9 protein-coding genes are annotated in these 12,844 nt (G+C 59.8%); 6 read left to right on the top strand and 3 right to left on the bottom strand.

The annotated features are described in order from the left end of the window. The first annotated feature begins 410 nt into the window (after nt 1–410). The 4 genes from ACTTKG_RS05255 to ACTTKG_RS05270 all read left to right on the top strand — a co-directional run bounded on the left by ACTTKG_RS05255 (nt 411) and on the right by ACTTKG_RS05270 (nt 6,784). On the top strand, nt 411–1,739 hold the full coding sequence (locus ACTTKG_RS05255) for an LCP family protein (protein ID WP_442673204.1): 1,329 nt from the start codon (nt 411–413) through the stop codon (nt 1,737–1,739). A 121-nt stretch (nt 1,740–1,860) separates the two neighbouring features. Continuing rightward, nucleotides 1,861–3,861: an ABC-F family ATP-binding cassette domain-containing protein gene (locus tag ACTTKG_RS05260; RefSeq protein ID WP_442673205.1), complete on the top strand. Its 2,001-nt coding sequence runs from the start codon at nt 1,861–1,863 to the stop codon at nt 3,859–3,861. A 56-nt stretch (nt 3,862–3,917) separates the two neighbouring features. Beyond that, a complete protein-coding gene (recD2, locus tag ACTTKG_RS05265) occupies nt 3,918–6,101 on the top strand; it encodes an SF1B family DNA helicase RecD2 (protein WP_442673206.1) in 2,184 nt (727 codons plus the stop codon). Then, nucleotides 6,098–6,784 (top strand): ComF family protein, encoded by a 687-nt coding sequence (locus tag ACTTKG_RS05270; protein ID WP_442673207.1) that lies wholly within the window; start codon nt 6,098–6,100, stop codon nt 6,782–6,784. Before recD2 ends, ACTTKG_RS05270 begins: the two co-directional genes overlap by 4 nt. Nucleotides 6,785–6,941: 157 nt before the next feature. Here the strand turns inward: ACTTKG_RS05270 and ACTTKG_RS05275 are convergent, their stop codons facing one another. From ACTTKG_RS05275 to ACTTKG_RS05285, 3 genes are all read right to left on the bottom strand, one after another. Further along, nucleotides 6,942–7,838, bottom strand: a complete 897-nt coding sequence (locus ACTTKG_RS05275; protein WP_442673208.1) for a hypothetical protein — start codon at nt 7,836–7,838, stop codon at nt 6,942–6,944. Between the two features lie 249 nt (nt 7,839–8,087). Continuing rightward, complete coding sequence (locus ACTTKG_RS05280; protein WP_442673209.1) at nt 8,088–9,269, bottom strand: multidrug effflux MFS transporter; 1,182 nt, start codon at nt 9,267–9,269, stop codon at nt 8,088–8,090. Nucleotides 9,270–9,699: 430 nt separating this feature from the next. Then, the gene (locus ACTTKG_RS05285) at nt 9,700–11,178 is read right to left on the bottom strand and encodes a class I adenylate-forming enzyme family protein (protein ID WP_442673210.1); all 1,479 of its coding nucleotides are present in this window, start codon (nt 11,176–11,178) and stop codon (nt 9,700–9,702) included. 198 nt (nt 11,179–11,376) lie between these two features. Between ACTTKG_RS05285 and ACTTKG_RS05290 the strand changes: the two genes are divergently transcribed. Together ACTTKG_RS05290 and ACTTKG_RS05295 are read left to right on the top strand one after the other, a co-directional pair. Then, nucleotides 11,377–12,405, top strand: a complete 1,029-nt coding sequence (locus ACTTKG_RS05290; protein ID WP_442673211.1) for an ABC transporter substrate-binding protein — start codon at nt 11,377–11,379, stop codon at nt 12,403–12,405. A gap of 113 nt (nt 12,406–12,518) precedes the next feature. Further along, nucleotides 12,519–12,737: a hypothetical protein gene (locus ACTTKG_RS05295; RefSeq protein WP_442673212.1), complete on the top strand. Its 219-nt coding sequence runs from the start codon at nt 12,519–12,521 to the stop codon at nt 12,735–12,737. The last annotated feature ends 107 nt before the right edge of the window (nt 12,738–12,844 follow it).

The raw sequence follows: 12,844 nt of genomic DNA on the forward strand, positions 1-12,844 counted from the left end.
AGCTGCTGTGAGAAGCGTGCCGCTGCTGAGAGCGAGCGCGACGAAGAGCGCCAGATGACGCTTTGCGGTTCTTTTTTTGAACATAATTTCCTCCTCTAAGACATAAAACCTAAGGCATTTTTGCAATATGGATATTTTGAACCATTATAACAATGTTACGCTATTTGGTCAACTGTTGCATTGTTAATGGATTACGGATGGATGCAGCATCGATCTTCTCATGGATGCGCAGTCCTTTTGTCGGCGATAAATCTTCGGCGTCGTTTGCGTCGGGTTTCTGCGGCTTTTATTGCGGCAGCGTCGTTTTTTTGCTATACTGCTATGTTGTATGAAGTGATGCAGCTCTAGTGCGCCGATGGAGCTTTTCGGCGAGCGGCGGAGCGTTTGAGTGATGGAAAGCAGGGAAAGCATTGCAGCAAAAGCGCAGTTATCGCAGGGTCGTGATCTTCGTCGCTATCTTGCTCGTCGTCTTCGCTGCTGCTGCGGCGGCGTATTTTTTCAGCGGCGGTCTTGTGCGCCGCACGGCGGCGGATGGCATGATCGCAGGGCGCTCGGAGGTGCATGTGATGATCCTCGGCGTCGATAAGCGAAAGGACGATGTGGGGCGCAGCGATACGCTGATGGTCGCGACGGTCGATCCCGAGAGGGGGACAGCCGCGCTTCTCTCGATTCCGCGCGATACGCGCGTCGCCATCGAGGGGGCGGGTTACGACAAGATCAATGCCGCTTATGCTTACGGCGGGTACGAGCTGACGAAGAATACGCTTGAGCAGCTGCTCGATGTGCCGATGGACTACTATATTCTCATCGACGTACATGCTTTCGAGCGCATCATTGACGCTTTGGACGGCATCGACATCGACGTGGAGAAGCGCATGTATTACGAGGACCCTTGGGACGACGACGGCGGACTTGTCATCGACATTGATCCGGGGATGCAGCACATGACGGGGGAGAAGGCGATTCAATATGTGCGCTACCGCGACGCGGAGGGCGATATCGGGCGCATTCGCCGCCAGCAGCGATTCATGCGTGCGGTTTTGCAGAAGGTGACTGCGCCCGAGGTCTTCGCGAAGCTGCCCGAGATCGTGGGCGAGGTGGCGAAGAGCGTCCAGACTGACCTCAGTGTGGGCGATATGATCGAGTTCCTGCAAGTGATGAAGAAGGTGCAGGAGGAGGGGCTGGCGGCGGAGATGGCTCCGGGCAGACCTGCATGGTACAAGGGCGTCAGCTATTGGCTTCCCGATGTCGTGGAGCTGCGCCGCATGGCGGCGCGTGCGGCGGGGGCGCCTTTTGCAGGCGAGGCGGCAGATCGCGCCGCGTCTTATGCGGCGAAGTATAAGGATGAGCTGCCCGAGGGCTTTCGCTTTGACGAGGCGGAGCGAAAGCCTTCGGGCAAGGAAGCGCCGCCGACGGACGGCGAAGCGGCAAAGGTGCAGGAGAAGCCGAAGGATGAGACGAAGCCGCCTGCGCCGAGCGAGGTCGCCGTCACGGTCATCAATTCAAGCGGCATCACGGGCGCGGGTGCGGAGGTCGCTGCGATCTTGCAGACGAAGGGCTTTGTCATCCGCAGTGTGGAGACGGGCAAGAGGAGCGACCGCGAGCAGACGACGATTATGGCAGCCGGTAAGAGCGTCGATCTCTTCTATGGTATGCCGTTCCCCTGCATTTTGATCGAGGGCGGCACGAAGGGCGAAGCGCTTGTGAATATTGGCAGAGATTATGGGAACCACGGATAAATTCAGCTGCCCATCTTCACGCATCTGCGCAAATCTGGGCGACTTCATTTTATCCGTGTTTCCTATATCAAGAGATAGAAGGATTGTTCAAATAATCGTTATTGCAGAGAGGGGGCTTTTGGTGAAGGTCATCGGTCTTGCCAAATCGTTTGGTGCAAGTGAGATTTTTCATGATGTATCGTTCGAGGTGCGCCGTGGCGAGCGCGCGGGTCTTGTCGGTGCGAACGGCGCGGGCAAGACGACGTTGATGCGCTGTCTTTTGGGCGCGGAAGAGGCGGATGCCGGCTCGGTGCAGCTCGACGACGGCGCGGTGATCGGCTATGTCGAGCAGCAGGCGGCGTTCGGCGAGGGGACGCTCTATGAGGAGTTTCGCCGCGCTTTTGCCGATGTCATCGAGCTTGCGGAGCGGAAGCGGACGCTCGAGGGGGAGATCGCGTCTGCCGACGAGGAGAAGATCGCGCTCTATGGGCGCGTCGTCGATGCGTTCGAGCGGCTCGGCGGCTATTCGTTTGAGAGCCGCATTCGCCGCGTCGCTTTCGGTCTGGGGTTTACGGAGGAAGATTTCTCGAAGGATGTGCGGCATTTCTCGGGCGGGCAGCGGACGCGAATATGCCTTGCGAAAGCGCTTTTGCGCGAGCCGGACTTCCTTTTTCTCGATGAGCCGACGAACCATCTCGACATCAAGATGATCGAGTGGCTTGAGGGTTTTCTCGCAGACTATGCGGGCGGCGTGCTTTTGATCTCGCACGACCGCTTTTTCCTCGACCGCGTGGCGACGCACATTCTTGACCTTTCGGGCGGCACGGTGACTTCGTATGCAGGCAATTATACGTATTTTCAAAAGGTGTATGCCGAGCGGCAAAAGTCGCTTCTCGCCGCCTATGAGAAGCAGCAGGAGCATATCCGCCGCACGGAGGAGTTTATCCGCCGCTACCGCGCGGGCGTCAAGGCGAAGCAGGCGCGCGGGCGCGAGAGCCGGCTGCGCCGCATGGAGCGCATCGTCCTCGCGCCGGAGAAGGCGAGTTTCAGCTACTTCGCCTTTCATCCGCCGGCGGAGTGCGCCGAGCGCGTGGCGGAGCTGGAGGATGTGACGTTTTCTTTCTCTGACCGCGCGGTGTTTTCGCATCTGTCGCTGCTCGTCCGAAGGGGCGACGGCATCGCTGTCGTCGGGCCGAACGGCGCGGGCAAGACGACGCTTCTGCGCGTGCTCTTGGGCGAGCTTGCGGCGCAGGCGGGGCGCGTGAAGATCGGCAGCCGCGTGAAGATCGGCTATTTTTCGCAGCAGCACGAGGGGCTGCATCCTGAGAATACTTTGGTCGGCGAGCTGAACTATGATTTCGGCATTGCGGAGGAAGAGGCGCGCAAGTATCTCGGCGCGTTTCTCTTCTATGGCGACGAGGTGTTTCGCCGCATCGGCGATCTTTCGGGCGGCGAGCAGGCGCGGCTGGCGTTTTTGAAGCTCATGCTGACGGGGGCAAATTTCTTCGTGCTCGACGAGCCGACGAATCATCTCGACATTCCTGCGCGAGAGGCGGTCGAAGAGGCTTTGATGGCGTTTCCCGGCACGTTTGTCGTGGTCTCGCACGACCGCTATTTCCTCGACAAGGTGGCGAATACGACGGCGGAGCTGGCGAACGGCACGCTCCGCGAGTATGAGGGGAATTACAGCTATTACCGCATGAAGAAGGAAATCGAGGAGAAGGAAGCGGCGGAAGCTGCTGCGGAAAAGGCGGGCGCGAAGGCGAAAAAGGCGGCGAAAGCGGATGCAGCTTCCGCCGCGCGGCGGGCGGCAGACGTGTCACGGACGCAGGCGGGGGCATCCGCAGGCGCGGCGGGCGGCGCAAATGCTTCTAAGACGGCGGAGGAAAGCGCCGCCAGCCGCAGGGAGCAGGAGCAGCGCCGCCTCGCTTCTCTGTCGGAGACCAGACGCACCGAGATGCTCGCACGCGCCGAGGCGGAGATCGCTATGGCGGAGGCGGAACTCAAGGGGCTTGAGTTCGAGATGAATCAGCCCGAGGTGCAGGGCGATCCCGAAAAGAGCGCGGAGATCGCCGCGCTCTATGCGGCGAAGGAGCAGGAGATCGAGGAGCGCTACGCACGCTGGGAAGCGCTCGCCGAGTAGCGCGGCGTACAGTGTGCCGCGCAGGAAAAGAGCCGCCAGACGGCAGGAGGTGCAGCATGGAAACGCTCGAAGGGACGGCGGAAGGCGTCGTCTTTGCCGCGCCCGAGGGGGGCTTTACGGTCTTTCGCCTGCGCCCTTCGGGGCGGCGCGGTCTCGTGACGGTGACGATGAATGCGCCCGCGCCGCTCGTGGGGCAGGAGCTGACGCTTTCGGGCGAGTGGGTGCGTCATCCGCGCTTCGGCGAGCAGTTCAAGGCGTCGTCGTTTCGCGTCTCGGCGCCGACGAGCCTCGCGGGAATCGAGCGCTTCCTCGCGTCGGGCGCGATCGCGGGCGTCGGCGAGGCGATGGCGCATCGTCTCGTGCAGAGGTTCGGCAAGGAGACGTTGGAGATCATTGAGAAGAAGCCTTCGCGTCTGACGGAGGTCGCGGGCGTCGGCAAGAGGACGGCGGCGAAGATCCACGCATCTTATATGGAGAAAGAGGAGCTTAGGGAGATCATGCTGTGGCTTGAGATGCACGGCGTGTCGGGCGCGTATGCGGCGCGTATCTTCGAGGTATACAGCTCGTTTGCCATCGAGGTCATGGAGAAGCATCCGTATCGTCTGGCGCGTGATGTCGCGGGCATCGGCTTTTTGACGGCGGATGCGATTGCGAGGAGCGCGGGAATCACTGAGGACAGCCGAGAGCGTATCGAGGCGGGAATCGGTCATGCGCTCCTCACCGTCTCGCAGCAGGGGCATTGCTGCATCCCTGCGCCCGTTTTGACGGAGCGTGCGGCGAAGCTCCTCGGCACGCCGACGGAGGAGGTGCGCGCGGTCTTGAAGGAGGCGCTCGCCGCCGAAAGGCTCGCCGCCGAGGATGTCGGCGCAGATACGCTCGTCTATCCGCCGTGGCTCTATCGCGCGGAGAAGCGCACGGCAGAGATCTTGTTCTTTTTGCAGCAGAAGGCGGCGGTGCTTTCTAGCGAGAAGGCTGCTGCCATCGTCGCTGACTGGGAGCGGACGGCGGCGATCACGCTTGCCAGGGAGCAGCGGGAAGCGGTCGCCGCCGTGCTCGATCATGCGGTGTTCGTGCTGACGGGCGGTCCCGGCACGGGGAAGACGACGGTCGTGCGCGGTATGATCGCGGTTCTTGAAAGTCAAGGGCTCTCGGTACTCCTCGGTGCACCGACGGGGCGTGCGGCGAAGCGGCTCGCAGAGGCGACGGGGCGCAGGGCGGAGACGGTGCATCGTCTGTTGGGCGCACAGGGCGGCTCTGCCCCCGACGGCTCGCCCCTCTTCGAGAAGGACGCCGATGATCCGCTGGATGCCGACGCGATCATTCTCGACGAGGTGTCGATGATGGATATTGTGCTCATGGAGCATTTTCTCGATGCTGTGCCGGAGGGTGCGCGTGTCATCTTGGTCGGCGATGTCGATCAGCTGCCCGCCGTCGGCCCCGGGGCGGTCTTGAAGGATATTCTGCGCTCGGGCGCGGCTCCGAGCGTGCGCCTGACGGAGGTGTTCCGTCAGAGCGGCGAGGGTACGATCGTCTTGAACGCACATGCGATCAATCGCGGGCGTATGCCGCAGTTTTCGGCGGGCGGGGATTTCGAGTTTTTGGAGATACCCGATGAGGAAGCGGCGGCGCGGCGCATTGTCGCGCTCTGCCGCGATGAACTGCCGCGCGAGGGCTTTCGCTCTTTGACGGATGTGCAGGTGCTCTCGCCCATGCACCGCACGCCGTGCGGCGTTGACAATCTGAACCGTCTCTTGCAGGCGGCGCTCAATCCGCCCGCGCCCGAAAAGGCGGAGTTTCGGAACAGTATGCAGGTCTTTCGCAGCGGCGACAAGGTCATGCAGACGAAGAACGACTACACGAAGGGCGTCTTTAACGGCGATATCGGCTTCATCGCGGAAGTCTCGGCAGACGGCGTCAAAGTACGCTATTCTGAGGAGCTGACGGCGGACTACGCGCCGAATGAGCTTCGGATGCTGACGCTTGCTTACGCGATGAGCGTGCACAAGAGCCAGGGCAGCGAGTACCCTGTGATCGTGCTGCCGCTCGTCGCGGCGCATCATATCATGCTGCAGCGGAATCTTCTCTATACGGCGGTGACGCGTGCGCGGCAGAAGGTCGTGCTGCTCGGCTCGAAAGCGGCGGTCTTTACGGCGGTATCGAACGACAAGACGCGGCGGCGCTACACGCTGCTCGCCGAGAGACTCGCAGGCGCGGGCGGCGAAAGCCCGCTGCTCTCGTGAGGTGCGCCGCGCATCTCGCCGCTCTCGGTGACGCTCTCGCGTCCATCGTCTTTCCCACGCACTGTCCGGCGTGCGGCGCGTATGTCGAGGAGCGCGGCGGCTGGTGCGCTCCTTGTCTTTCGCGCACGGTGCAGCCCCATCGTCTTGCGGTCAGCACTGAAGCCTGCGCCGCGCTCGACGGCGCATGGGCGGTCGGCTCGTATGCGGGTGCGCTCGGGAAGCTGATCCGCGATCTGAAGTATCGCGGCAGGCGCGGCGCGCTGCCCTATATCCATGCGGCGCTTCTTGCGGCGAAATTGCCGCAGGAGATCGTATCTGCCGATCTCGCCGTATGCGTGCCGCTTCATGCGGAGCGTCAGACAGAGCGCGGCTTCAATCAGGCAGAACTGATCTTTGCCGCGTGGCTCAAGGCGCAGGGCATTTCTCTTTCGGAAAGTTTGGCGAGAAGCCGCGCCACCGCGCCGCAGTACGGCTTGGGCGAGCGTGCGCGCATCGAGAACGTGCGCGGTGCATTCTCGCTCTCGCTGGCGGAAAAAGGCGGCGCACTGCTCGCAGGAAAGCGCATCCTGCTGCTCGACGATATCCTGACGACGGGGGCGACGCTCGGATCTTGCGCCGCCGTGCTGCGAAAGGCGGGCGCCGCCTCCGTGTATGCACTGGCGCTGGCGAGCGATCGAAGCTAGGAAGCGCGGATGCAATGAAGCCGCGAAAAAAGGGTCTTTGCACAAGCCGATTGATTTGTGTAAAGACCCTTTTGTTTTCCGTGCATGATCGGATGGTTTTAAGGAAGCGCCGATACATTCAGCCGCCCATCTTCATACGTGCGAGAGACGTCATTTATCAGCGGTTGTTTAAGAAGAGGAGCAGACCGTCCGTGATGTATTTGTAAATCTCCACCGAATCGCTGGAATATATGCCGGAAGCATCGCGAATAAATACACCGCTGCTGTTTCCGCTGCTCATGCCTTGGTTTTCCATGCGGCTGTAGTCGGCGGAAAACTTGCGGTAGGCGTATGGCTCGTCGCCGGAAGCTGCGTTGTACATGGCGAAGATGCCCGTGGACGCATCGTAGGAGAAAGCGACCCACTCGTCATCGTCGTAGTCGTCGATGAGCATGTAGCGGTTGCCGCAGAACGGTGGAGCGGAGGTCATCGGCGACTTTTTGAGGACGAAATCGCGCAGGCTGCCGTCGCCCGGGACGGTCGACGTGTAGCTGGCGGGAGATGCTGCGATCGCATTGCCCCCTTCGTCGTCGAAGATTTCCAATGCGTCGGTGATGTAGCGGTCGAGCGTCCATGTAGCGCCGATATGGGAGATGTAGGCGCTGTATATGCCGTCGGGGCCTTTTTTGTAGATCGTGCTGTCGATGACCTGTCCGTTCATCAGCTCGTCCACCAAAAGCTCATCATATTCGAGAAACATCAGACGTTGGTACGGTCCCGCATGGTTGTAAAGCGTGAAGGTATCGCTCGCCTCATCATAGTCGAAGTACGCATCCCACCCCGACTGCGCCCAGTCTTCAATCCAGTATTCGCCGCGCGGACCGGAGCCAATGAGAGCCTGCGGCGGCATGTACTTCGTCAGCGTGTAGCTTCTGCCGTCGCTCGTATAGGATATGTCGGTTTGGTCAAGGTCGTAGCGCGCCGCCTGCACAGGCGTATTTGCCGTGAGGAGAAGAACGGCGCAGAAAAAGGTGCAAAGCACAGCCTTCAGAAGAGAGGGGGCGGTGGGGTTCATAAAAAGTCCTCCTTAATTTGTCATTTGTCGTTGTGCTGCCATGACCGCATACGAGACGCAGGCGCGGGAGAGGAAATCCTTGCGTCGATCCAAGCGCTCAACGCATAAGACGCTCTCGCCTCCGGCAGTCCAAACTTTGGGCGGGGATTCTTCGTTTTGAGGTTGGGGCTGAGCGTTTATCGGCAGCATCTTTTGCTGTTTATGATATCTTGCGCAGAGGGTTTCGTCAAAGCGTATCGCTGCTTGTGCCTACCCTTTCGCCACATGCGTATAGAACAGAGCGACGCCGAGGCTGTAGCCTGTGACCATGAGGATCGCCATAGGCATCGCCGTATGGTCGCCGGCGATGCCGACGAGCGGCATCATGACGCCGCCGAGCACCATAGAGAAGAAGCCGATGAGCGCGGATGCTGCGCCGGCGTTCTTGCCTTGGCGCGAGAGCGCGAGCGAAAAGCTCGCCGTGCCCATGACGGAGAGCGGTACGACGGTGACGAAGAGCAGGACGATGATGAGCGCGAGCGGCGCGGAGCCTGTACTGAAAGCGGCGAGGAGCAGTATGCTGCCGATGAGCGGCACGAAGAGCGAGGCTTTGAGCATCGTGATGTCTTTGACGCGTCCTGCAAGGCGAGCGGGCAGAAGCCCCGCGAAGAAAAGCCCTGCGCCGATGCCGCCGAAGATCAGGCTGTAGCTTTGCGCCGAAACGCCATAGATGTTCTGAAAGACGAAGGAAGAGCCGGCGATGTACGAAAAGAACGCGCCGAACACGAAACACTGCACCAAACAGTGCCCGAAGAAGTAGCGGTCGCGAAGCAGTGCGGGAAAGGTGCGAAAGCTCGCCGTCATACTCTCCTGCCGCTCCTCTTTCGCCAAGGTTTCCTGCGTCTTGAGCGTCCAGAGCGCAAGGATGACGCCGATGGCGGCAAGCACGGCGAAGATGAAGCGCCACGAGGAAAAGATGAGGATTTGACCGCCGAGGACGGGCGCGAGGATCGGCGCAAGGCCGTTCACGAGCATGAGGATGGATAAAAAGCGCGTGAGCTCGACGCCTTGTGCGACGTCACGCGCGATGGCGCGCGCGATGACGATGCCGCTCGCGCCGGCAAAGCCTTGCAAAAAGCGAAGCGCGAGAAACGGCTCAATGGCTCTTGCGAAGAAGCAGCCCGCCGAGACGAGGGCAAAGACGATCATGCCGAAGAAGAGCGGCGCTTTGCGCCCGTACATGTCGCTCAAAGGCCCGAGGAATATCTGCCCGATCGCCATGCCGAGCATCGTCATCGTCAGGGTCAGCTGCGTCGCTGAAGTCGAGGCGGAAAACTCCGACGAGAGCGCAGGCAGCGCGGGCAGGTACATGTCGGTCGCCAACGGCGCCATAGCGGACATTATACCTAAAAAGGCGATTAAAAGAACACGGCTCTTTTTTGTCATTTGCATGAAAACACTTCTTTCTTACGCGTTTCTCATGAAAATGCAATATTGTAGAAAAGTCCTAGCAGTCTTGAGAGAAACGAGGCGTATGCAATTTTCCGCTTGACGAAACCATTCTCTCAAAGTATAATAAAAAGCAAGAAGAGAGGCTCCGTCGGACTTCCAAATGAGGAATACGGCGGAAGCGTAAGGAACGCCCTCCGCCATTGGGGACAACAATCGGGTGGAGCTGATGATCGGAACTGACTCGGGAAGCGTGCGGTACGTTCGTACAAATCGATGGCTTTCAGCAGCCGCACCTTTCGCAGCCTGCGAAAGGTGCACGATGCACACAGCACGGATCAAGCCGTTCTTGGTACCCTTGGGGAGGGCGTCCCATCCAAGACCTCATCCCTTCATTTGCGCCGCATACTGCGGCGCTTTTTTTGTGCGTGCGTTACTTCTCTTCGCGGTAAAGGCGTGCGATTTCGCGCTTGGCGATCTTGCCGGTCGAGGTGCGCGGCATCTCGGGGATCCGGCAAAATTCGCGCGGCACCTTGTAGACGGCGAGATTCTTTTGCAGGAATTTCTTCAGGGTGCGCATATCGACTTCTTCGTTTTTCTTTACCGTATAGTAGCAGCCGCCCGCCTGTCCGCGAAGAGGATCGGGGATGGCGATGACGGCGGCGTCTTCGATGCCGGGGAAGGCGTAGACCAGCTCTTCGATTTCGCGCGGATAGACGTTTTCGCCCATGCTGATGATCATGTCCTTGATGCGGTCAACGATGTAGACGAAGCCGTCCTCGTCCATGCGTGCGATGTCGCCCGTGTGCAGCCAGCCGTCCTGTATGGTGCGTGCCGTCGCCTCGTCCTGGTGCCAGTAGCCTTTCATGACGGTCGGTCCCTTGACGAGCAGCTCGCCCGTCGTGCCGCGCGGCAGTTCTTTGCCGTCTTCGTCTGCGATGATGACGGCAAGCCCTTTCAAGGGTACGCCGATGGAGCCGGGGCGGTAGTGGCGCGGCGAGTCCATCGTGACGACGGGCGAGGCTTCGGAGAGCCCGTAGACTTCGTAAATCGTCAGACCGAACTTCTCGCGGTAGGCGTTGGCGATTTCCTGCGGCAGCGCCGTGCCGCCGATGCCCGTCAAGCGCAGGCTCTTCAAGTCGGCTTCTTCCGCCTGCCGCGTGAGGATGGCGCAGACGGACGGCACGGCGTACATGACGGTGACGCTTTCTTCGCGGATGGCGCGGATCGTCTCCTTTGGCATGAAGCCGTTGACGATGACGATTGTGCCGCCGGCGGTGAGCGTCGCGAGGACGGAGCATGTCCAAGCGAAGCAGTGATACATCGGCAGGACGCATAGCACTTTGTCATCGGATGTGATGGCGTGGTGTTCCATGACCTGCTGCGCATTGACGCGCTGGTTTTTGTGGCTGAGCACAGCGCCCTTGGGAGCGCCCGTCGTGCCTGATGTGTAGATGATGACGCAGGGATTTTCTTCGGAAAAGACATTGGCGAGTTTCGGCGCGGGCATGGCGCTCGCGGGCTTTAAGACATCCGAGAGCGGCAGTTGGCAAAGCTCGCCGCCGTAGCCTTGCTGTCCTAAGTGGGATTCGAGCGGCAGTTCTTTTTCCGTCACGAGATGACGCACGTCGGCGTCCTTGATGATGTAGGCGGCTTCGCGCACGCTGAGCTGGTAGTTGAGCGGCACGGCGACGGCGCCGAGAGAGTTCACTGCGAGGTAGGCGATGAGAAGTTCGGCGCGGTTATGGGAAAAGAGTGCGACGTGATCGTGCGCACGGATGCCTGCGGCATAGAAGCGGTCGCGTGAGGCGCGAAGGGCTTCCCGCAGCTCGTCGTAGGTGATGCGGCGGCCTCGGTCGATGACGGCGATATCCTCGCCGCGCCCGTTTTTCAGAATCTCATGGAGTAGCATGGAACACATCCTTTTATCTCTTTCAAAACATTGCTCATAGCTGAATTTTAAGGCGTAAAGGTCTGCAAGTCAACCGAAATTCTCCGCGCTTCCTTGACAAAACAGGGGTTCAATGCTAAATTTAAGATAGTATTAACTTATGCCTTGGATAGTGGATGTTTATGCTTGTATCAAGGTGTGCGAAAAGGGGAGTGCGATATGAGGAAAATCTTTGCCTTGCTGCTGGCGGCGGTCATAGCGATCGCAGCGGCGGGGTGTACGACGAGCGGACAGGATAAGAGCAAGGTCGGCAGCGCGGAGCCGGGATCGGGCAATCGTAAGATCACGATGGGCTACTCACAGATCGGCGCACAGTCGACGTGGCGTGCGGCGCATACGGCGTCGATCAAGCAGGCGGCGGAGGATGCCGGCATCGATCTGCAGTTTTCCAATGCGGAACTCAAGCAGGAGAATCAAATCCGAGCGATTCGCTCCTTCATCGCACAGAAGGTTGACATCATCGCCTTTTCTCCCATCGTGGCGACGGGCTGGGATGAGGTGCTGAAGGAAGCGAAGGAAGCGAAGATCCCCGTGATCGTCGTTGACCGCGATCTTCAAACGAACGATGAGAGCCTCTATGTCATGCGCATCGGCACGGATTCTGTGCGCGAAGGCCGCGAAGCGTTCCGCTGGCTCGATGGCTACATGCACGAAAAAGGGAAAACGCCGCGCGACGGCGGTGCGAAGTTCAACATCGCTGAGATCAAAGGACCGACGGGAGCATCCGTCGTCGAGCGACGCGATACGGGTTTTCGCGATGAAATGACGTCGTCGCCGAACAAGGACAGATACGAGATCCTCGTCGCGCAGAATTCGACGTTCCAGAAGGACGGCGGCAGGCAGGTCATGACGGAGATGCTCAAGCGCTATCGCGACAAGATCGATATTCTCTTCGCGCAGAACGACGACATGGCGCTCGGCGCGATCGAAGCGATTGAAGCGGCAGGCTTGAAGCCCGGGCAGGATATCGTGATCGTTTCGTGCGACGGCACGCGCACGATCTTCCAGGCGATGATCGAGGGCAAGAGCAACTGCACCGTCGAGGGCAACCCGCTGCAGGGACCGCTCCTCATGGAGATGGCGAAGAAGGTCTTGGCGGGTGAAAAGGTCGAGCGCACCGTCTTTGTCAAGGACAGCGTCTATCCCGCAGACATCGCGTCGATCGCGATACAGGAAAGGAAATATTGATGGGAGGGGCTGTCGCACATGCATTGCTGTGCAACAGCCCCTTTTCGTTGAAAACGGAAAGGAAAATGTGATATAGTGGCAGCTAAGGAAAGATGTTTGAAGGAGGCGGCATGATGGCAACAGATGCAATCACGGATGAAATGGTCGTGCGACGTGTTGATGCGGCGGTGCGTATTGCGCTTGAGAAGAACAAGGCTATGGGGCTGCCAAGCATCGTCTATGATCGCAAGACGCAGAAAATCTATGAACTGAGAAGCGATGGCACGCGCGTCCCCGTGGCGGAGCGTGCGCGGAAGGGGCGTTATGGTGAGCAGCACGCGGAAGAATCCTGAAAGAGTGCGATGACTGGAGAAGGAAAAATATTGAGATTTTGACAGGGATTCTGAATATGGAGCGGAAAAACTTGAATCATCGCATGTAGTTTGCATGAGAAAGCCAA

It is taken from the genome of Selenomonas sp., from assembly GCF_052169755.1.
Taxonomy (GTDB): domain Bacteria; phylum Bacillota; class Negativicutes; order Selenomonadales; family Selenomonadaceae; genus Selenomonas.

Excerpts from the sequence above, each read along its gene's own strand:
- recD2 (WP_442673206.1), top strand. The coding sequence starts at position 3,918 with ATGGAAACGCTCGAAGGGACGGCGGAAGGCGTCGTCTTTGCCGCGCCC.
- ACTTKG_RS05275 (WP_442673208.1), bottom strand. The coding sequence starts at position 7,838 with ATGAACCCCACCGCCCCCTCTCTTCTGAAGGCTGTGCTTTGCACCTTT.
- ACTTKG_RS05280 (WP_442673209.1), bottom strand. The coding sequence starts at position 9,269 with ATGCAAATGACAAAAAAGAGCCGTGTTCTTTTAATCGCCTTTTTAGGT.
- ACTTKG_RS05285 (WP_442673210.1), bottom strand. The coding sequence starts at position 11,178 with ATGCTACTCCATGAGATTCTGAAAAACGGGCGCGGCGAGGATATCGCC.
- ACTTKG_RS05290 (WP_442673211.1), top strand. The coding sequence starts at position 11,377 with ATGAGGAAAATCTTTGCCTTGCTGCTGGCGGCGGTCATAGCGATCGCA.
- ACTTKG_RS05295 (WP_442673212.1), top strand. The coding sequence starts at position 12,519 with ATGGCAACAGATGCAATCACGGATGAAATGGTCGTGCGACGTGTTGAT.